Origin of the sequence: Crenobacter caeni, from assembly GCF_010435965.1 — a bacterium.
GTDB lineage: Bacteria > Pseudomonadota > Gammaproteobacteria > Burkholderiales > Chromobacteriaceae > Craterilacuibacter > Craterilacuibacter caeni.
Genome location: NZ_JAAGAA010000017.1, coordinates 1 through 19077, shown reverse-complemented (window position 1 = coordinate 19077; position 19077 = coordinate 1). Strand labels below are relative to the sequence as shown.

Here is a 19077-nt window from a genome sequence, read left to right as displayed (position 1 = left end):
CTGTTTCACGTGGAACGTCAGCGCGGCCGCTGACGGTAGAAGGTCATCGGCTGCGCGACCGCTACGTCGGACGGCGGCGGTGCCTGCAGCACGTGCTTCTTCATCTTGCCCATCACGTGCATCTCGCACGGCCGGCATTCGAAACGCAGCGTGTAGGTCTCGTCGCCGCTCTTCAGCGTCATCGGGTCGGCACGCACCTGCCCCATCACCCCCTGCACGCCCTTCGCCTGCTTCGGGCACAGGTTGAAGCTGTAGCGCAGGCAGTGCTTGGTGATCATCAGGCTGACCTCGCCCGCCTCGTGGTGCGCCTCGTACGCGAGGTCGATCAGCTCGACGCCGTGACGGCGGTAGAACTGCCAGGCCAGCGGGTTGTAGACATTGGCAAGGTAGCTGATCGAGCCTTCCGGGTAGGACGGCGGCGGGTCGAGTTCGGGTTTGCGCTGCGGGCGCTGCCAGGCGGCGACACGCGCCTCTTCAAGCGCACAGAGCACGTCCCGGCGCAGCGCGTTGACGGTGGACGCCGGCACGAACCACGGCGCGCCCAACTTCAACTCGACCGACTCGGCGCGGAACATGGTGTTGCCGGACTTGTTCAACGATGCGGTAAGGCCGGCCAGCGCCCGCTCGGCGTCGCGCGCCGTTTCCAGCGCCATCGGCGCGCACACGCAGGCGGCCACACCGTCTTCGTCGACCGCGCTCAACACCAGCCCCTGTTCATCGTCGGACAGCGTCAGCCAGACGCCGACCCGTCGCTCGGCCGACGGGCGCAGCAAGGCAAGCTCCCACGCGTGGTCTCGGTTGCGGCACAGTTCGGTCCCGGCGCGCAGCCCCTGCAGCAGCGACGTGTCGTTCGGCACCACGCGCCAGCGCGCGCCGCCATCCATGTCGCCCAGCCGCTCGACGGTATTCACGTTGAAGCCGACCACCTCGCGCTTTTTCATGAAGTTGAGGCCGTCGCCGTTGGCCAGCGTCTCGCCGCTTTCCATTTCCAGATAGCGGTCGGTCACCCGGGTGACCACACCCAGCGGCTTGCCGACGAACTTGGGCGAATCGAAGGCGCCGATGTCGGCCTTGCGGCCGGTGGCGAAGTAATCGGTCGCGCCGCGGTTGAAAGTTTTGTCCGGGTCCGGCGTGAAGAACACCTCGGCGTGGCCGCTGGACGCAGGCGCGAGCGCGGGCCGCGCCTGAAGCGCCTCGTCGAGCAGCTGCCGGTAATGCGCGGTGATGTTCTTCACGTAGGACGCGTCCTTGTAACGCCCCTCGATCTTGAACGAGCGCACGCCGGCGTCGATCAGCGCGCCGATATTGGCGCTCTGGTTGTTGTCCTTCATCGACAGCAGGTGCTTGTCGTACGCGACCACCCTGCCCTCGCCGTCGGTCAGCGTGTACGGCAGGCGACACGCCTGCGAGCAGTCGCCGCGGTTGGCACTGCGCCCGGTGTCGGCGTGGCTGATATAGCACTGGCCGGAGAACGCCACGCACAGCGCTCCGTGCACGAAGTACTCGATCGCGGCGGCGTCGCCCACCGAGCGGGCGATCTCGCCGACCTGCGCGAGCGTCAGCTCGCGCGCCAACACCAGCTGCGAGAAACCGGCGTCGGCGAGGAAGCGGGCCTTCGCCGCGTCGCGGATATCGCACTGGGTCGACGCGTGCAGTTCGATCGGCGGCAGGTCCAGTTCGAGCATCGCCATGTCCTGCACGATCAGCGCGTCGACACCCGCGTCGTACAACTGGTGGACCAGCGTGCGCGCCGGCTCGAGTTCGGCCTCGTGCAGGATGGTGTTGAGGGTGACGAACACCCGCGCGTGGTAGCGGTGCGCGAAACGCGCCAGTTCGGCGATGTCGGCGACGCTGTTGCACGCGTTATGCCGCGCACCAAAACTCGGGCCGCCGATATAGACGGCGTCCGCGCCATGCAGGATGGCTTCCCGCCCGATTTCGGCGGTTTTGGCGGGCGACAACAGCTCGAGCTGATGCGGCAACAGGCTCATGATCTTTCCTTGCGACGGGGGCTAAGAGGTGCGCTTGCGCGGGAGGGGCGGAAGTATAGCGGAATCAGGCACTTGCAGGAAACGGATCGCAAGCATCGAGGCTGCGCGCGGACAAGGCGGTACGCTGTCAATGCTGTACAAATATGCGATACTCGCAAGTTATTGTCATGAAGCACACCGAGGCTGAGCATGGATTTCGAAAAAGCACGTTTCAACATGATTGAGCAGCAGATCCGCCCGTGGGATGTGCTCGACACCGGGATTCTCGACCTGATGTTCGAAGTCAAGCGCGAGGATTTCGTCAGCGCCAACCTGCGCAACCTCACGTTCACCGACCGCGAGCTGCCGCTACCCAATGGCAAGCTGATGCTGCAACCGAAGGTCGAGGCACGCCTGCTGCAGGACCTGGAAGTCACCGCCGGCGACAAGGTGCTCGAAGTCGGTACCGGCTCGGGCTATGTTACCGCGCTGATCGCCAAGCTCGCCCGTGAAGTGCTCAGCGTCGAAATCGACGGTGAGCAACTCGAACGCGCTGCCGCCGCGCTGCGCAAGGCCGGCGTCGGCAATGCCCGCCTGTTCGAAGGCAACGGCGTCGAAGGCCTGCCCGGCCAGGCGCCGTTTGACGCAATCTACGTCGGCGGCTCGCTGCCAGTCGTCCCCGAGGCACTCAAGCAGCAGTTGGCCATCGGCGGCCGCATGGTCGTCGTGGTCGGCGACCTGCCGGTGATGCGCGCACTGCGCATCCGCCGCGTGTCCGAGACCGACTTCGCCAGCGAAGAGATGTTCGATATCTGCACTCAGCGCCTGGACGGTGCCGAGGCGATCGAACCGGAACGCTTCAGCTTCTGATGGTCCGCGAGATCGGCGCCACCGCGCTGGCCGCATGGCTGGCCGACGAGGCACGGCACAAGCCCTGCCTGCTCGACGTGCGCGAGCCGTGGGAAATCGAGCGCGCGGCGATCGCCGGCAGCGTCGCGATCCCGATGCATCTCATCCCCATGCGGATGAACGAGCTGCCGGACGGGCCTGTCGTCACCATCTGCCACCATGGCGTGCGCAGCTACCAGATCGCGCTCTACCTTGAAAAAGCCGGCTTCGACGAGGTGTACAGCCTCGCAGGCGGCGTGGAAGAATGGGCGAACAGCGTGGACCCCACGATGGCACGCTACTGAGGCATGCCACCCCCAAACCCGAAGGGCCGCGATCGCGGCCCTTTTTCATTGCGTCTTCACCTCATGAATCTGGATTACCTGACCCCCGCCCTCACCCGTGTCCGCCCCGGCTGGCAGCCGCTACTGCAGGAAAGCCGGCTGCAAGGCATCGACCACGCGCTTGCCACACTGCAGGCGGCCGGCGAAACCATCTACCCGCCGCGTGAACAGACGCTGGCCGCCCTGTCCTACCGCGACCCTGCCGACATCCGGGTGGTCATCCTCGGCCAGGACCCGTACCACGGCGCCCACGAGGCGATGGGACTGAGTTTTTCGGTTCCCGCGGATGTACGCATCCCGCCCAGCCTGCGCAACATCTACAAGGAAATCGCCAGCGACCTGGATTGTCAGCCGCCCTCAAACGGCGATCTGAGCAGCTGGGCGCAGCAGGGCGTGCTGCTGCTCAACAGTGTGCTGACGGTCAGCGCCGACCGCGCAGGCAGTCACGGCAAGATCGGCTGGCAGGCGGTCAGCGACGCGTTGATCCACGAAACCAGCGTGCACAGCACAGCCTGCGTGTTCATGCTGTGGGGCAGCTGGGCGCACGGCAAACGCCCGCTGATCGACGCGAACAAGCATCTGGTGCTGACGGCTCCACATCCCTCCCCCCTGTCGGCGTACCGTGGCTTCTTCGGTTGCAGGCATTTCAGCCAAGCGAATGCCTGGTTGCAGCAAAAAGGGTTCGCACCCATCCAATGGTGTGGATAAGTAGGCCTGCCGTTTTTCCAGCATGAGGCAAATGTACTGGCCGGGCATTTGCCGCTGCTGATCCAGCAGCATCGTGCAGCCCCTTCCAGTGCCTTCCGGCCAAGTCCGTCGTTGTTGAACGGCCCAATCGCGGTCGTCCCCCATCTTCCAGAACCCTCCAATCCGGGCTTTTCTGCGTCAGAAACCCCGTCAGAACATCGATACAGCCACTTTTCTGTGGGTAATCCGACACTGATAGGTTGGGTCTATCGTGTTTGTCATGTTGCTTTCGTCTGCAAGTCGTGTGCGAGCTGGTTAGGCATGCGCGCATGCCAGCTTTCCCGGCCACAATCTGTTTATTGTTTTTACTTGTAAAAAACGATGAAACTAGTAGAAGGCCGTCCGTTTCTGTGGATAAGCATGTTTGTCCAGTGCAAATCAAGCAGTTGCAGACCCTGGTTTCCTGTGTGAAGCACGCATCCTAAGCATTGCAGGGCTTGTGGATTGTTTTGCGATCTGTACGGACGGGCTGCTTATCCACAACTTGAGACAGACTTACCCTGGACATGGCTGCCAGGCTTTTTTCGTGTCGACCTACCTTTCTTGTTTTTCTCTTGTATTTACTGAAGATACTAATGAAGGATCCTCTTTTCTGTGGATAACCATGCAGCACCTTGAAAAACATGGGTTTTCCGGTTTTTGAAAGCTATGGATAAGGGGGGTGGTCAGCAGGCTGGTGTATTGTGGATAACTTTGGCAGATGTTTTCCACAAGCAGTTTTCAACAGGACCGACCGCAGGAATCCGCTTGGTTAACAACAGGGGCACTCGTACAATGCGCGGTCATGATGAATGTGCTGATCGTACGCACCTCGTCGATGGGCGACCTTATCCACACCTGGCCCGCCGTTACCGACCTGGTTGCGCATTACCCCAACGTCGCGTTGAGCTGGCTGGCGGAAGAAGCCTTTGCCGATATTGCGGCGCTGCATCCGGCTGTCCGCGAGGTGATTCCGATTGCCTGGCGGCGTTGGCGCAAGTCGCTGCTGGCCAAACAGAGCTGGCAGCAGATGGCCGCCATGCGAGAAGCCCTGCGCGCGCGGCCGTGGGACTGCGTGATCGACAGCCAGGGCCTGCTCAAGAGCGCCTTGCCGGCGAAACTCGCAGGCGGGCCGCTGGCCGGTTACGACCGGCACAGTATCCGGGAGCCGCTGGCCAGCCGCTTTTACGACAAGCAAGTCAGCGTTAGCCGCGAATTGTCGGCGATCGAGCGCAACCGCAGGCTGTTCGCTGGCGTGTTCGGCTATACGGTGGAAGGGCCGCCGCGCTTCGGCGTTGGCCGTGGCGAGCGGCCGGACTGGCTGCCTGCCGAGCCTTACGCGGTGCTGTTGCATGCGACGAGCAAGGCGTCCAAGGAGTGGCCCGAGCGGCACTGGATCGCGCTGGGTGCGCGGCTGGCAGAAGAAGGGCTAGCCTGCGTGCTGCCTTGGGGCAACGCACAGGAAGCCGAGCGGGCGACACGCTTGCAGGCTGCGATTGCCGGCGCCGTGCTTGCGCCGCGCATGCGCTTGCGTGAGGCCGCCGGCTTGATCGGCCACGCGGCCGCGGTGGTCGGCGTCGACACCGGCCTGACTCATCTGGCCAACGCGCAGGACGTGCCGCTGGTAGCGATCTACACCGATACCGACCCGGCGCTGACCGGCGTCGTCGAGACCGCCCGTGCGTGCAACGTCGGCCGTGCCGGCGTCTGCCCGGATGTGGACGAGGTCTACGCGCTGTTGCAGGCGAGACGGACGGCATGAGTTTCTGGCGCTCGCCTTACTCGGCGCTGTGGCGCCTGCTCTCGCCCCTGGCCAAGGCCTACCTCAGGCGGCGTGGCAAGCGCTCGCCCGCCTACCTCGAGCATTGGGACGAACGCTTCTCGACCCGCACCGAGGCGCGGCAGCAGAACGCCTTGTGGATACACGCGGTGTCGGTCGGCGAGACGCGCGCGGCGCTGCCGCTGGTCGCCGAGCTGCGCCGGCGCTGGCCGCAGCTGCCGCTGTTGCTGACGCAGATGACGCCGACCGGCCGCGCGACCGCGCTCGAACTCTATCCCGATGCCGAAGTGCGCTACCTGCCGTACGATAGCCGCGAGGCGGTGCAGCGCTTTCTGGACGCGTACCGGCCGCGTGTCGGCATCCTGATGGAAACCGAGATCTGGCCGAACCTGATCCACGGCTGCGCCGAGCGCGACATTCCGCTGTTCCTCGCCAACGCGCGGCTGTCGGAAAAGTCGCTGCGCGGCTACCGCCGCGTCAGCGCGCTGATCTCGCCGGCCTTGGGTTGCCTGACGGGGGTGGCTGCGCAGACCGAAGACGACGCGGCCAGGCTGTCGTCGCTTGGCGCGGCCGACGTGCAGGTCTGCGGCAACACCAAGTTCGACTTCGTGCCGCCAGCCGGCAAGGTTGAACTGGGGCGCGCGTTCCGCGAAGCGGTGGGCGAGCGCAAGGTTGTCGTGTGCGGCAGCACGCGCGAAGGGGAAGAGGCGCTGATTCTGGATGCGTGGGCGGCGCACAGCCCGTCCGATGTCTTGCTGGTGTTGGTGCCGCGCCACCCCGAGCGTTTCGATGCGGTCGCGGCGCTGGTCGCCGAGCGTGGTCTCGCGCTGCAAAGGCGCAGCGAAGGCATGGCGATCGGCCGGCAAACCGGCGTATGGCTCGGGGATTCGATGGGGGAGCTGTTCGCGTACTACGCGATGGCCGACCTCGCCTTTGTCGGCGGCAGCCTGCTGCCGCTAGGCGGGCAGAACCTGATCGAGCCGGCCAGCGTCGGCGTGCCGGTGCTGTTCGGCCCTTCAATGTTCAATTTTGCCGAGGCGAGCCGGCTCGCGCTGGCCGCCGGCGCCGCACGCGAGGTCGCCGACGCGGCGGCGCTGGTCGACGCCTGCCGCACCCTGCTGGGCGACGACGCCGGGCGGTATGCGATGCACGAGGCCGCGCTCGCGTTCAGCCGCTCGCACCAGGGTGCCTGTAGCCGGATTGCTGACTACGTCGAGGCGCGGCTGGCCGCGCAAGGTGTCAGTCTTCCCCGCTGACGTCGTCCTCGGCGTCCGAACTCGCCCAGAATAGCCGGTCCGGGATCGCGTGGCCCATGCCCGGGCGGAACGCGTAGCGCAGCGCCTGCCAGGTGTACTCCTGCGCCTCGCGCACCGCCTCGGGCAGCCGTGCGCCGCCGGCGACCATGCCGGCGATCGCAGCCGCCAGCGTGCAGCCGGCGCCGTAGTAGCTGCCGGGCAGACGCTGCCAGCGGTCGCGGCGGATCTCGCCGTGCGGGCCGTACAGGAGGTTGCAGATGCCGCTGGTGGTATCCTGGCTGCCGCTCAGCAACACGTATTCGCAGCCGAGCGCGAGCAGGCGGCGTGCGTATTCGGCCGCTTCCGGCTCGTCTTCCTCGTCCGGGTCGTTCAGCGCCAGGTGGCGCGCCTCGGCCCGGTTGGGCGTGATCAGCGTCGCGTGCGGGATCAGGAGTTCGCGCATCGCGTCGACCAGTTCGGCGCTCGCGTACTCGCCGCTGCCGGCGAGTACCGGATCGAACACCAGCGGGATGTCCGGGTAGTCGGTGACGACCTCGGTGATCGCCGCGACATTTTCCGCGCTGCCGGTCATGCCGACGCAAAATGCGGCGACGGGCATGTCCTCGAGCAGCATGCGCGCCTGGTCGAGCACGAAGTCGGCGTCGACAACCTGGACCGCGTCAACGTTGCGGCTGTCGCGCACGGTCAGCGCGGTGACCACCGACAGCGGGTGGCAGCCGAGGCTGGCGAGCGTCAAGGCGCTAGCCTGGATGCCGGCGCCACCCGAGGGGTCGGCCGCCGACAGGGTCAGTACGATGGGGGGAGCAGGACGTGGAGACGGCACACCTTAGCCTCTTAGCATTACAAGACGTACAATAGCCATTTTAACTGAATAGCAGGGGCGAACCGATGCAAACCTGGATGTGTCTGATCTGCGGCTTCATCTACGACGAGGCGGCCGGCCGTCCGGAAGACGGCATCGCGCCGGGGACCCGCTGGGACGACGTGCCGATGAACTGGACTTGCCCGGACTGCGGTGCGCGCAAGGACGAATTCGAGATGATCGAAATCTGAAGCGGGCAGGAAAAATGGCGGCGAACATGCGTTATCGGACTGGAAGGGCCGTGGCCGCGGCCACGTTACTGGTAGCGGTACTGAGTGCCTGCCAGAGCACGACCATGGGGGGGGCTGTCGGCGCCAGCCGGAAACAGCTGCTGCTGGTGTCGTCGCAGGAGGTCAATGCCGGCTCGGCGCAGGCTTATCGGCAGACGCTGACCGAGGCCAAAAGCAAGCGGACCCTCAATACCAACGCGGCCTACACACGGCGGGTGAAGGAGATTTCTGCCCGCCTGATTCGCCAGGTACTGGTCTTCCGTCCTGAGGCTCGCGATTGGCAGTGGGAAGTCAATGTTTTCACGAGTCCCGAGGTCAACGCCTACTGCATGCCTGGCGGCAAGATCGGCATTTACACCGGCATCATCGACCAGCTGCAGCTGAATGATGACGAACTGGCCGCGGTGATCGGGCACGAGATCGCGCACGCTTTGCGCGAGCACAGCCGGGAAAAGATCTCGCAGAAAGTGGCACAGCAGCAGGGGCTGGCATTGGTCGGTGCGCTGGCTGGGCTCAGCCAAGGGCAGATGGATATGGCTAACCTGGCGGGCCAGTATGCCGTGACGCTGCCGTTCTCGCGCAGCATGGAGAGCGAGGCCGATGTGATGGGGCTGGAGCTGATGGCCCGCGCCGGTTACAACCCGGCCGCCGCGCCGAATGTTTGGCGGAAGATGGCGAAACTTGGCGAGGGCGGGCCGGAGTTTTTGTCGACCCACCCGTCCGGAAGTACCCGGATTGCAGAACTGTCAGCCCGCATCCCGCAAGTCATGCCGCTGTACGAGGAGGCTCGGCGCAAACGCTGAGTGTGTTTCACGTGAAACCGCCTTTTCCAACTTAATCCCAACTGGGAGATCGTTTGGCCTACCTCTACGTCAAGGCGTTCCACATCGTGCTGGTGACCGCCTGGTTCGCCGGCCTGTTCTACTTGCCGCGCATCTTCGTCAACCTGGCGATGGCGTCGCCTGGCGCCGAATACGACCGGCTGCTGCTGATGGCGCGCAAGCTGTACCGCTTCATGACGCCGCTGGCGGTGCTGGCGCTGGCATTGGGCCTGTGGCTGTGGCTAGGCTTCGGCATCAGCGGCGGCTGGCTGCACGCCAAGCTTGCGCTGGTCGGCGTGCTGCTCGGCTACCACGCGTGGTGCGGCCGGCTGTACGCGGCGTTCGCCGAACACCGCAACCGGCACGGCCATGTGTGGTTCCGCTGGTTCAACGAACTGCCGGTGCTGGTACTGGTCGCCGTCGTCGTGCTGGTCGTCGTCAAGCCGTTCTGATGGCGATCGAGACCGAACGCCGCTTCCTGGTGCAAGGCAATGGCTGGCGCAAAAGTGCTGCCGGCGTCCGACTGCGTCAGGGCTTCATGGTGGCAGATGCGGTACGCAGCGTACGGGTACGCATCGCCGGCGATGAGGCGTGGCTGACCGTCAAGACAGAAGGCCCGGTTGCGGTCCGCGCCGAGTTCGAATATCCGCTGGCGCTCGCCGATGCCGAACTTATGTTGGCGAGCATGTGCGCGCTAAGAGTCGACAAATGGCGTTACCGGGTGGAATATGACGGACTGTGCTGGGAGATTGACGAGTATGGCGCCGGCCTAGGCGGTCTTGTGCTCGCCGAGATCGAACTGCCTGACGCCGACACCGGTTTTTCGCGCCCGCCGTGGCTGGGTGAGGAAGTGACTTTCGACGCACGCTACAGCTACGGCTATTTGCTGCGCAACCACCATTTCGGCGGGGCGCCCGCGTAGGCGCCGGCGCCCCGCCCCGTTTTTCTGGCTTTGGAGAATGCAACGATGTCCCGCAACCTCGAACTGTTCGAACGTGGCAAGCAATCGATCCCCGGCGGTGTCAACTCGCCGGTACGTGCCTTCGGCTCGGTCGGCGGTACGCCGCGCTTCGTGAAGAAGGCGCTCGGCGCGCATTTTTGGGATGCCGACGACAAGCGCTACATCGACTACATCGGCTCGTGGGGACCGGCCATCCTCGGCCACGCGCACCCCGAAGTGATCGCAGCCGTCCAGCAGGCGGCGGTGGGCGGCCTGTCGTTCGGCGCGCCGACCGAGGCCGAGATCGAGATCGCCGAAGAGATCCGCAAGCTGCTGCCTTCGGTCGAGCTGGTGCGGCTGGTGTCGTCGGGCACCGAAGCGACCATGAGCGCGATCCGCCTCGCCCGCGGCTATACCGGCCGCGACGCGATCATCAAGTTCGAGGGCTGCTACCACGGCCACTCCGACAGCCTGCTGGTGAAGGCCGGCTCCGGCCTGCTCACCTTCGGCAACCCGAGTTCGGGCGGCGTGCCGGCCGACTTCACCCGCCACACGCTGGTGCTCGAGTACAACAACGTCGAGCAGCTCGAGCGCACTTTCGCCGAGATCGGCAACAGCATCGCCTGCGTGATCCTCGAGCCGATCGCCGGCAACATGAACCTGATCAAGCCGAGCGAGGCCTTCGTCAAGGCGCTGCGCGCGCTAACCGAAAAGCACGGCAGCGTGCTGATCTACGACGAGGTGATGACCGGCTTCCGCGTCGGCCTCGGCTGCGCACAGGGCCTGCACGGCATCCAGCCCGACCTGACCACGCTGGGCAAGGTGGTCGGCGGCGGCATGCCGCTGGCGGCCTTCGGCGGCCGCGCCGACATCATGTCGTGCATCGCTCCCTTGGGGAACGTCTACCAGGCCGGTACGCTGTCGGGCAACCCGGTCGCCGTCGCCGCCGGCCTCACCACGCTCAGGCAGATCCAGCGCCCCGGCTTCTACGACGAGCTGTCGGCCTCTACCCGCCGCCTCGCCATGGGCCTCGAGGCCGCCGCGCGCGACGCCGGCGTGACCATGTGTGCGGACAGCGTGGGCGGCATGTTCGGCCTCTACTTCTGCGAACAGGTGCCGGCGAGCTACGCCGAGGTGACTGCGTCCGACCGCGAGCGCTTCAACCGCTTCTTCCACGCGATGCTGGAAGAAGGCGTCTACCTCGCGCCGTCCGCTTACGAGGCGGGCTTCGTGTCGATCGCGCATACCGACGCGATCATCGACGAGACGATAGACGCCGCGCGCCGCGCATTCGCCCGCGTCTGAGTCTGGCCTTGTGTCCGAAAGCCGGTGGCCTTGTGCCGCCGGCTTTTTTCATTGGCGAACGTGAAGGTTCTGCAAATTTTCATGACTATTGGAAATGATAATAATTCGCGTTATTATCATCGCCATGAAACGCAATTACTTTGTCCTGACGACGCTCGCCACGGTGACCCTGGGCCACGCGGTGCTGCTGTACGCGGCGGATGCGCCGCCGCTGCAGCCGCCCGAGGCCTTGCCGGTGGTCGCAGTCGCGCTGCTCGCCAAGCCTGCGCCAGCCGTGGCGGCACAGCCCGCCCCTGCCGCGCCCGCCCAGGCGAAACCCGCTGCGCCGGCCAGGCGCGTGCCGGCGCGCGAAGTCGCAGCGAAAGCCAAGGCGGATGCACCCCGTCCGGCATCTGCCAAGCCGGCTGCCACGGCACCAGCCGTGGCCAGCACTGCCCCTGCAGCCAGCGCGGGCGCGCAGTCCGCTTCCGGCGAGCGGCAAGGGGCACCGGCCACAGGTGAAGGTGATGCGCCTGCGTTGACGCCGCCGCAGTACCGCGGCGACTACCTGCACAATCCCAAGCCCGCCTATCCGCCGCTGTCGCTCGAACTGGCCGAACAGGGCGTCGTCGAGCTCAGGGTCGCCGTCAGCGCGGCAGGCGAGGCGACTTCCGTCGAACTCTTCCGCAGCAGCGGCTTTCCGCGGCTTGACCGCGCCGCACGCGAAGCGGTGGCGCGCTGGCGCTTCATCCCGGCCCGGCTGGGCAGCCAGAGCGTTGCGCACAGTTTTGTCGTTCCCGTCCATTTCTCGCTGAAAACCGCCAAATCATGAACCTGATGCTTGTCTTCGAGCAGGGGGACGCCGTGCTCGCCACCGTCTTCCTGAGCCTGATCGCGATGTCGATCCTGACCTGGACGCTGCTGATCGTCCGTTCCGTCCAGTTGTGGCGCGCGCGCCGCGCCAACCGCGAGGCCGAGGCACGACTGTGGGACGCGCCCGACTGGACGGGCGCGCTGGCCGCGCTTGAGCACAGTGACGCGCCGGCGGCGCGTCTGGTGCGCGACGGTACCGCCGCCCTCGCCCACTACCGCAGCCACGCCGGCCGTTCGCTCGGCCAGGCCTGCGGTGTCGACGAATTCCTGACCCGAGCGCTGCGCAAGCGGCTGTCGCTGGAGTCCGGCCGGCTGGAGTCCGGCATGGTGCTACTGGCGTCGATCGGTTCGACCGCGCCGTTCATCGGCCTGTTCGGCACGGTGTGGGGCATCTACCACGCGCTCTTGGGCATCGGCGTGAGCGGCCAGGCCGGGATAGCCGTGGTCGCCGGCCCGATCGGCGAGGCGCTGGTCGCGACCGCCGCCGGCCTCGCCGCGGCGATCCCTGCAGTACTTGCGTACAACGCGCTGGGCCGCGCGCAGCGGCTGATCGCGCAGCAGCTCGACCATTTCGCGCACGACGTGCACGCGCAACTGTTGACCGAAGGGAGCGGCGATGGCGTTCGGTAATTTCGACAGCGAGCGCGCGGCGCCGCTCTCCGAGATCAACATGACCCCGCTGGTCGACGTGATGCTGGTGCTGCTGGTCGTCTTCATCGTCGGCATGCCGCTGATGCAGCAGTCGGTGCGCGTCGAGCTGCCGAAAACCGCCAGTACGCAGAAGGCCGGCGCGAACACGCGCGTGACGCTGGCCATCGACGCCGCAGGCCAGCTGTGGCTGGACGAGCGCGCGGTGGGTGAAGCTGAGCTTTCCGCCGAACTGGCCCGCCTCGCTGCCGACCCCGCGCTCGAACTCGAACTGCAGGCCGACCGCGCCGTGCGCTACGAGGCGGTCGCCCGCACGCTCGCTCAGGCCCGCGAGGCCGGCATCAGCCGCATCGGCTTCATCACCACCGAACGTTGAGTTTCCCCCCGTCCGTGCATCCCGCCCCGGCGGGAGGGCTGCGTGCGCCCGGCGCGGGCGGGTTTTCTACCCCGCCGCTGAAAACACAAGAAGAGAGCAAACATGAAGAAGCAATCCGCCCCCCTGCTGGTGGGGCAGCGCGGTGCCGTCGTCGGCGCCGGCGTCCTCGCCCTCGCCCTCAACCCCGCCTTCGCCCAGGCCGCCGACACCCGGCTGCAGGCGGTCGAGGTGGTCGGCGAGCAGGCCCAGCGCGGCACGCTGGCCACCGGCGCGTCGACCATCGGCAAGACCTGGCAGCAGCTGCGCGACATCCCGCAGTCGGTGACCGTGGTCAACCAGCAACTGATCGAAGACCAGGGCGCGGATTCGCTGAAGGATGCGCTGAAGAACGTGTCCGGGCTGACCTTCGCCGCCGGCGAAGGCGGCCGTACCGGCGACCAGATCGTGATGCGCGGCTTCGCGACGACGACCGACCTGTTCGTCGACGGCGCGCGCGACATCGGCCAGTACACGCGAGACCTCTTCAACACCGAGAAGGTCGAGGTGTTGAAGGGGCCGAGCTCGATGCTGTTCGGCCGCGGCTCGACCGGCGGCGTGATCAACCTGGTCAGCAAGCAGCCCTACGCCGGCAACAAGCAGGAAGCCGAACTGACCATCGGCACCGAGGACAAGCGCCGGGTGAGCGCCGACATCAACTACGCCGAAACCGATGATGTGGCGCTGCGCCTGAACGTGATGGCGGAGAAGAAGAACAACGGCCGCACCGTGCACGACGACGAGCGCTACGGCTTCGCGCCGTCGGTGGCAATCGGCCTGGACGGCCCGACCTCGCTGACGCTGTCCTACCTGCACCTGACCGAGCACAACAACACCGACTACGGCGTGCCGTTCAACCCGAACACGCTCGAGCCGCTCGACGTGCCGTACGAGCGCTACTACGGCCTGTCCGGGCTCGACTACGAAGACACCAAGACCGACCTTGCCACCGCCGTGCTCGAGCACCGCGTCAGCGACAAGAGCAAGGTCAAGAACCAGCTGCGCTACGCGCGCTACCAGCGTGACGCCGCGCCGACCGCGCCGCGCCTCTCCGGCTTGAAACCGGGCATGCCGGTGACCGGCCAGACGGTGATGAGGCGTGAACTCAAGCAGCGCAACGGCGTCGACGAGACCTGGTCGAACCAGACCGACTTCACCACCGAGCTGGAAGCGGCCGGTTTGAAACACCAGCTGCTGGCCGGCCTGGAGCTGACCCGCGAGCGCTCGTACACCGACCGCCACGACAACCTGACCGGCACCAGCCAGCCGTCGACCAGCGTCGGCGCGCCCAATCCGTCCGATACGCCGAATCTGCGCTGGGGCAAGACCAGCCACCGCGACTACGTCGCCGACGGCGCCGCGCTGTACGCGCAGGACTTCGTCACGCTGAACCGCGAGTGGAAGGCGCTGCTCGGCGCGCGTTTCGACCGCCTGTCCGGCGACTACCGCACCCGCAACTTCAACAAGGACACTGGCGTGCTGGATAGCAAGACGTCGTACGACGCCAGCCGCACCGACAATGTGTGGAGCTGGCGCTCCGGCCTGATCTGGCAGCCGGACGCGATGCAGTCCTACTACGCGAGCTACGGCACCTCGTTCAACCCGTCGGGCGAGGCGTACGCGCTGGACAAGGCAACCCAGAAGGTCGCGCCCGAGAAGAACCGCAATATGGAGCTGGGCGCCAAGTTCGACTTGCTGGACGGCGACCTGCTGCTGCGCGGCGCGCTGTTCCGCATCGAGAAGACCAACGAGCGTAACACCGACCCGCTGATCCCGGACGTGGTGACGCTGTCCGGCAAACGCCACACCGACGGTGTCGAATTCGAGGCCGCCGGGCGGCTGACCGAGCGCTGGGAGGTATTCGCCGGCGCGACCTACCTTGACGCGACCATCGACAAGGCCGGCTCGCATCTGGGCACCGAAGGCAAGCGTCCGCGCAACACGCCGAATTTCAGCGCCAACCTGTGGACCAGCTACCGGTTGTCGTCCGAGTGGACGGTCGGCGGCGGCGCCAACTGGGTCGGCAAGCGCTATGCGACCGAGGCCAACACCAACGTGCTGCCCGAATACGTTGTCGCTAATGCGATGCTCGCGTACGAGACGCGCCACTACAAGGCGCAGCTGAACGTGAACAACCTGTTCGACGAGAAGTACTACGAGGGGCTGTACGGCGGCCACGCCACCTACGGCGCCCGCCGCAACGCCGAGCTGACGCTGGGCGTGAAGTTCTGATTCTCCAACCTTGCCGCCGGGCGCGCGACCCCTCGCGCCCGCGCGGACTTTTTCATTCCGGAATAACGCGATGCTGCTGCACATCCCCCAGGTCCTCACCCCCGAAGAACTCACGCATGCTCGCGCGCTGCTGGACGGCGCGCCGTGGGCCGACGGCCGCATCACCGCCGGCACCCAGTCGGCACAGGCCAAACGCAACCTGCAGCTGCCGCAGGACGTGCCTGCCGCGCGCGAACTGCAGGCGATGGTCGAGGCGGCGCTCGCGCGCAACGCGACCTTCTTCTCGGCCGCGCTGCCCAAGCAGGTGTTCCCGCCCCTGTTCAACTGCTACCAGGGTGGCATGGACTTCGGCAACCACGTCGACAACGCGGTGCGCGCCGACCCGTTCAGCGGGCAGTGGGTGCGCACCGACGTGTCGTGCACGCTGTTCTTCACCGGACCCGACGAGTACGACGGCGGCGAACTGGTGATCGAGGACAATTACGGCGAACACCGCGTCAAGCTGCCGGCCGGCGACATGATCCTCTACCCGTCGACCAGCCTGCACCGGGTCGAGCCGGTGACGCGCGGCGCGCGCGTCGCGTCGTTCTTCTGGACGCAGAGCATGGTGCGCGACGACGCCAAGCGCACCTTGCTGTTCGACATGGACCGCGCGATCAGCAGCCTGCGCGCGCGCGTCGGCGACGGTGAGGAAACGGTGATGCTGACGGCGAACTACCACAACCTGCTGAGGATGTGGACCGAGCTGTGACGCTGGCGGTTTGGCGTATCTGTATAAGCAAAATATAATGGTCGTCCACGCCGTACGGCGTACCCGAGGTTCCGGACGGAGGACGACGTGAAACAGGGCAGGATCATCCACTACAACCGCGACGGCGGTCACGGCATCGTCAGCGTCGACTGCCGGCAATATCCGTTCGAGATCGGCCACTGGCGGGCCGATTACGCGCCCGAGCTGAACATGGAGGTCGGCCTGCTGCTGGACGAGGCCGGCACGGTAGAGGACGTGGTGCCCTGCTGTGCGGTGTTCCCGCGGCTGGCGCAGCCCGACGCGGCGTGTACCTGCCCGCCGCAGCCGTGGCTCGTACTGGTGCGCCGGCGTGCCGCCTGCGCCGTACGCAGCGTGCTGGGCAGCATAGGCTGGATGCCGCTGGCGGGCTTCGCGCTGTTCGCCGCCGCCATGTTGCTGGGCGACGCGGCGAGCGCTGCCGTGCTCGGCAGCCGGGTCGGCGGCAGCCTGTACGCGATGCTCGCGCACGGCGGCCTCTCCGCGCTGGTGTGGCTGTCCGCGCTGGCGCTGGTGTTGCCCTGCCTGTGGCGCGATCGCCTCGCCTGGCTGGGCTTCCTGCTGCCGCTCGCCAGCGTGGTGCTTGCGTTGTTCTCGCTGTTCAACGAATACGGCACGCTTGCCGAATCGCTGCGCAGCCTGTCCGCCGCGGTCGGCGCCAGCGAGCAGGCCACGGCGCCGGCGCGTGCCTTCCTCGGCCAGCTCACGTTGGGCCTGCCGTTCTACCTCGCGCTCGCGGCAAGCGTCGCGCTCGCGCTGTTCGGTGCGTCGCGGTTTCGCGGCCACCCGCCTGCCCGGCAGCCCTCCGCCTGAAAAAAGCGCAGCCACAGGCTGCGCTTTTTGCTGGGGTGATCAGGCGCTCAGTCTTCCTCGCCGAGGAAGCCACCGCTCTGGTGTGCCCATAGCCGCGCGTACAGCCCGCCCCTGGCCAGCAGTTCGGCGTGGCTGCCCTCCTCGACGATGCGGCCGCCGTCCATCACCACCAGCCTGTCCATCGCCGCGATGGTCGACAGCCGGTGCGCGATGGCGACCACCGTCTTGCCTTCCATCAGCGTGTACAGACTTTGCTGGATCGCCGCCTCGACTTCCGAGTCCAGCGCGCTGGTCGCCTCGTCGAGCAGCAGGATGGGCGCGTCCTTCAGCATCACCCGCGCGATCGCGATGCGCTGGCGCTGGCCGCCGGACAGCTTGACGCCGCGTTCACCGACATGCGCGTCGTAACCGTGGCGGCCACGGGCGTCGGTCAGTTCGGCGATGAAGCCGTCGGCCTCGGCGCGGCGGGCCGCCTCCAGCATTTGCGCCTCGGTCGCGTCCGGCCGGCCGTACAGCAGGTTGTCGCGCACCGAGCGGTGCAGCAGCGAGGTGTCCTGCGTCACCATGCCGACCTGGGCGCGCAGGCTCTCCTGCTGCACGTCGCGCACGTCCTGCCCGTCGATCAGTACGCGGCCAGATTCCACGTCGTAAAAGCGCAGCAGCAGGTTGACCAGCGTCGACTTGCCAGCGCCCGAGCGGCCGACCACGCCAATCTTCTCGCCGGCGCGGATGGTCAGCGACAGGTGGTCGATCACCCGCCGTTCGCCGCCGTAGCCGAACACCACGTCCTCGAAACGGATCTCGCCCCGGCCGACTTTCAGGCGTGGCGCGCCCGGACGGTCGGTAACCGCGATGCGTCTGGACAGCGTCGCCATGCCGTCGTGCACGGTGCCGATATGTTCGAACAGGCTGGAGAGCTCCCACATGATCCAGTGCGCGATGCCGTTGAGCCTGAGCGCCATCGCGGTGGCGGCGGCAACTGCGCCGACACCGACTTCGCCGCGCGCCCACAGCCACAGCGCGAGTCCGGCAGTCGACGCGATCAACAGCATGTTGAGCAGGTGGTTGACCACCTCGACGCCGGTGACCAGCCGCATCTGCGCGTGCACGGTGCCCATGAATTCGCGCATCGCGACACGCACGAAGCCGGCCTCGCGGCGGGCGTGGCCGAACAGCTTGACCGTCGCGATATTGGCGTACGCGTCGGTCACCCGCCCGGTCATCAGGCTACGTGCGTCGGCCTGCTCGCGCGCGGCCGCGCCGAGGCGCGGGATGAAGTAGGCGAGTGCGGCCAGATACAGCGCGAGCCAGCCGACGAAGGGCAGCAGTAGCCAGAGGTCGAAGCTGCCGACCACGGCGAGCATGGTGACGAAGTAGATGACCACGAACACCAGGATGTCGCAGACGATCATCACCGTGTCGCGTACCGCCAGCGCGGTCTGCATCAGCTTGGCCGACACGCGGCCGGCGAACTCGTCCTGGTAAAAGCTCATGCTCTGCCCGAGCAGGTGGCGGTGGAACTGCCAGCGCAGCCGCATCGGGAAGTTGCCGAACAGGCCCTGGTACTTGCACATCGCCTGCAGCCACACCAAGAGCGGGCTGCCCAGCACGATGGCGCCGAGCAGCAGCAGCCTGCCCTGCTCCCTGTGCCACAGCTCGGCAGGCGGCGTCGCCGCAAGCCAGTCGACGATGGCGCCGAGCATCGAAAAGAGCAGCGCCTCGAACGCGCCGATGCTGGCGGTGAGTACGATCACCGCCGCGATCAGGCCGCGCATGCCGGCGGTCGCCTGCCAGACAAAGGGGAAGAACGAAGCCGCCGGCTGCGGCGGCGCTGCGTCCGGGTACGGGTCGACCCGGTTTTCAAACCAGTTGAGCAAGATGGGCTCCGGCGACGGGATGGAATGGGCCGATTATACGGCGCATCGCTTGCCCGCTTGCCGGTGGCGGCGCTAAGTTCGGGGCTAATGTGATGGTCAGCCTGAACTCCAACAGCCCAGCAGGCTACGCTTGCTGGGCTGTTTCCAATTCGGCGCGGAGGATCATCATGGCAAACATCGCACTTTTCGGTCTGGACATCGGCAAGCAGACCTTCCACGTAGTCGGACATGACGCGCAGGGGCGGCCGGTGTTCAAGCGCCAGTTCAGCCGCAACAGCCTGCTTGAGTTTCTTGCCAGGCAGCCCGTCACCCGCATCGTGATGGAAGCCTGCTG

General features: G+C 66.5%; 19 protein-coding genes and 1 pseudogene. 17 read left to right on the top strand and 3 right to left on the bottom strand.

Features of this window, described 5'->3' with window-relative positions; translation table 11 throughout:
* Positions 1-17: 17 nt before the first annotated feature.
* Positions 18-1991, bottom strand: a complete 1974-nt coding sequence (locus tag GZH52_RS15460) for a peptidase U32 family protein (RefSeq protein WP_163317840.1) — start codon at positions 1989-1991, stop codon at positions 18-20.
* Positions 1992-2180: 189 nt separating this feature from the next.
* Between GZH52_RS15460 and GZH52_RS15455 the strand changes: the two genes are divergently transcribed.
* The 5 genes from GZH52_RS15455 (at position 2181) to waaA (ending at position 6964) form a co-directional block, all read left to right on the top strand.
* Positions 2181-2840, top strand: a complete 660-nt coding sequence (locus tag GZH52_RS15455) for a protein-L-isoaspartate O-methyltransferase family protein (RefSeq protein WP_163317839.1) — start codon at positions 2181-2183, stop codon at positions 2838-2840.
* Entirely contained in the window at positions 2840-3163 is a 324-nt protein-coding gene (locus GZH52_RS15450; RefSeq protein ID WP_163317838.1) for a rhodanese-like domain-containing protein, read from the top strand. Before GZH52_RS15455 ends, GZH52_RS15450 begins: the two co-directional genes overlap by 1 nt.
* A 63-nt stretch (positions 3164-3226) precedes the next feature.
* The gene (ung, locus tag GZH52_RS15445; protein WP_163317837.1) at positions 3227-3910 is read left to right on the top strand and encodes a uracil-DNA glycosylase; all 684 of its coding nucleotides are present in this window, start codon (positions 3227-3229) and stop codon (positions 3908-3910) included.
* A gap of 823 nt (positions 3911-4733) precedes the next feature.
* Positions 4734-5690 (top strand): lipopolysaccharide heptosyltransferase I, encoded by a 957-nt coding sequence (gene waaC / locus GZH52_RS15440; protein ID WP_163317836.1) that lies wholly within the window; start codon positions 4734-4736, stop codon positions 5688-5690.
* Positions 5687-6964: a lipid IV(A) 3-deoxy-D-manno-octulosonic acid transferase gene (waaA, locus tag GZH52_RS15435; RefSeq protein ID WP_163317835.1), complete on the top strand. Its 1278-nt coding sequence runs from the start codon at positions 5687-5689 to the stop codon at positions 6962-6964. Before waaC ends, waaA begins: the two co-directional genes overlap by 4 nt.
* Here the strand turns inward: waaA and thiD are convergent.
* Positions 6948-7787: a bifunctional hydroxymethylpyrimidine kinase/phosphomethylpyrimidine kinase gene (gene thiD, locus GZH52_RS15430; protein WP_163317834.1), complete on the bottom strand. Its 840-nt coding sequence runs from the start codon at positions 7785-7787 to the stop codon at positions 6948-6950. The two genes, waaA and thiD, sit on opposite strands and share 17 nt — an antisense overlap.
* Positions 7788-7852: 65 nt before the next feature.
* Here thiD and GZH52_RS15425 point away from each other — a divergent pair, with 65 nt between their 5' ends.
* The 11 genes from GZH52_RS15425 (at position 7853) to GZH52_RS15375 (ending at position 16866) form a co-directional block, all read left to right on the top strand.
* Positions 7853-8017: a rubredoxin gene (locus tag GZH52_RS15425; protein WP_136554461.1), complete on the top strand. Its 165-nt coding sequence runs from the start codon at positions 7853-7855 to the stop codon at positions 8015-8017.
* A 50-nt stretch (positions 8018-8067) separates the two neighbouring features.
* Positions 8068-8859 carry a M48 family metallopeptidase gene (locus GZH52_RS15420; protein WP_349290666.1) on the top strand — a complete coding sequence of 264 codons (792 nt, stop codon included), beginning with the start codon at positions 8068-8070 and terminating at the stop codon, positions 8857-8859.
* Positions 8860-8912: 53 nt separating this feature from the next.
* On the top strand, positions 8913-9329 hold the full coding sequence (locus GZH52_RS15415) for a CopD family protein (protein WP_163317832.1): 417 nt from the start codon (positions 8913-8915) through the stop codon (positions 9327-9329).
* On the top strand, positions 9329-9799 hold the full coding sequence (locus GZH52_RS15410; protein WP_163317831.1) for a CYTH domain-containing protein: 471 nt from the start codon (positions 9329-9331) through the stop codon (positions 9797-9799). The genes GZH52_RS15415 and GZH52_RS15410 overlap by 1 nt, the downstream gene beginning before the upstream one ends.
* A 45-nt stretch (positions 9800-9844) precedes the next feature.
* Entirely contained in the window at positions 9845-11122 is a 1278-nt protein-coding gene (gene hemL, locus GZH52_RS15405; RefSeq protein WP_163317830.1) for a glutamate-1-semialdehyde 2,1-aminomutase, read from the top strand.
* Positions 11123-11246: 124 nt separating this feature from the next.
* Positions 11247-11933 (top strand): energy transducer TonB, encoded by a 687-nt coding sequence (locus tag GZH52_RS15400; protein WP_163317829.1) that lies wholly within the window; start codon positions 11247-11249, stop codon positions 11931-11933.
* Positions 11930-12604, top strand: coding sequence for a MotA/TolQ/ExbB proton channel family protein (locus GZH52_RS15395; RefSeq protein ID WP_163317828.1), 675 nt, complete (start codon positions 11930-11932; stop codon positions 12602-12604). Before GZH52_RS15400 ends, GZH52_RS15395 begins: the two co-directional genes overlap by 4 nt.
* On the top strand, positions 12591-12998 hold the full coding sequence (locus GZH52_RS15390; protein WP_163317827.1) for an ExbD/TolR family protein: 408 nt from the start codon (positions 12591-12593) through the stop codon (positions 12996-12998). The genes GZH52_RS15395 and GZH52_RS15390 overlap by 14 nt, the downstream gene beginning before the upstream one ends.
* A 102-nt stretch (positions 12999-13100) precedes the next feature.
* Complete coding sequence (locus GZH52_RS15385; RefSeq protein WP_163317826.1) at positions 13101-15266, top strand: TonB-dependent receptor; 2166 nt, start codon at positions 13101-13103, stop codon at positions 15264-15266.
* A 70-nt stretch (positions 15267-15336) separates the two neighbouring features.
* Positions 15337-16017, top strand: coding sequence for a Fe2+-dependent dioxygenase (locus GZH52_RS15380; RefSeq protein ID WP_163317825.1), 681 nt, complete (start codon positions 15337-15339; stop codon positions 16015-16017).
* 87 nt (positions 16018-16104) lie between these two features.
* A complete protein-coding gene (locus GZH52_RS15375; protein WP_163317823.1) occupies positions 16105-16866 on the top strand; it encodes a hypothetical protein in 762 nt (253 codons plus the stop codon).
* 47 nt (positions 16867-16913) lie between these two features.
* On the opposite strand, the gene GZH52_RS15370 is transcribed toward GZH52_RS15375, so the two are convergent.
* Positions 16914-18743 carry an ABC transporter ATP-binding protein gene (locus GZH52_RS15370; protein WP_203525803.1) on the bottom strand — a complete coding sequence of 610 codons (1830 nt, stop codon included), beginning with the start codon at positions 18741-18743 and terminating at the stop codon, positions 16914-16916.
* 167 nt (positions 18744-18910) lie between these two features.
* On the opposite strand from GZH52_RS15370, the pseudogene GZH52_RS15365 reads away from it, so the two are divergent.
* A pseudogene (locus GZH52_RS15365) lies at positions 18911-19077 on the top strand (IS110 family transposase); the annotation flags it as partial.

What these genes read in the sequence shown, in the direction of transcription:
- GZH52_RS15410 (WP_163317831.1), top strand. Translation starts at nt 9,329, where the DNA reads ATGGCGATCGAGACCGAACGCCGCTTCCTGGTGCAAGGCAATGGCTGG.
- GZH52_RS15455 (WP_163317839.1), top strand. Translation starts at nt 2,181, where the DNA reads ATGGATTTCGAAAAAGCACGTTTCAACATGATTGAGCAGCAGATCCGC.
- GZH52_RS15380 (WP_163317825.1), top strand. Translation starts at nt 15,337, where the DNA reads ATGCTGCTGCACATCCCCCAGGTCCTCACCCCCGAAGAACTCACGCAT.
- GZH52_RS15425 (WP_136554461.1), top strand. Translation starts at nt 7,853, where the DNA reads ATGCAAACCTGGATGTGTCTGATCTGCGGCTTCATCTACGACGAGGCG.
- GZH52_RS15400 (WP_163317829.1), top strand. Translation starts at nt 11,247, where the DNA reads ATGAAACGCAATTACTTTGTCCTGACGACGCTCGCCACGGTGACCCTG.
- ung (WP_163317837.1), top strand. Translation starts at nt 3,227, where the DNA reads ATGAATCTGGATTACCTGACCCCCGCCCTCACCCGTGTCCGCCCCGGC.
- waaA (WP_163317835.1), top strand. Translation starts at nt 5,687, where the DNA reads ATGAGTTTCTGGCGCTCGCCTTACTCGGCGCTGTGGCGCCTGCTCTCG.
- hemL (WP_163317830.1), top strand. Translation starts at nt 9,845, where the DNA reads ATGTCCCGCAACCTCGAACTGTTCGAACGTGGCAAGCAATCGATCCCC.
- GZH52_RS15385 (WP_163317826.1), top strand. Translation starts at nt 13,101, where the DNA reads ATGAAGAAGCAATCCGCCCCCCTGCTGGTGGGGCAGCGCGGTGCCGTC.
- GZH52_RS15450 (WP_163317838.1), top strand. Translation starts at nt 2,840, where the DNA reads ATGGTCCGCGAGATCGGCGCCACCGCGCTGGCCGCATGGCTGGCCGAC.
- GZH52_RS15390 (WP_163317827.1), top strand. Translation starts at nt 12,591, where the DNA reads ATGGCGTTCGGTAATTTCGACAGCGAGCGCGCGGCGCCGCTCTCCGAG.
- waaC (WP_163317836.1), top strand. Translation starts at nt 4,734, where the DNA reads ATGATGAATGTGCTGATCGTACGCACCTCGTCGATGGGCGACCTTATC.
- GZH52_RS15395 (WP_163317828.1), top strand. Translation starts at nt 11,930, where the DNA reads ATGAACCTGATGCTTGTCTTCGAGCAGGGGGACGCCGTGCTCGCCACC.
- GZH52_RS15460 (WP_163317840.1), bottom strand. Translation starts at nt 1,991, where the DNA reads ATGAGCCTGTTGCCGCATCAGCTCGAGCTGTTGTCGCCCGCCAAAACC.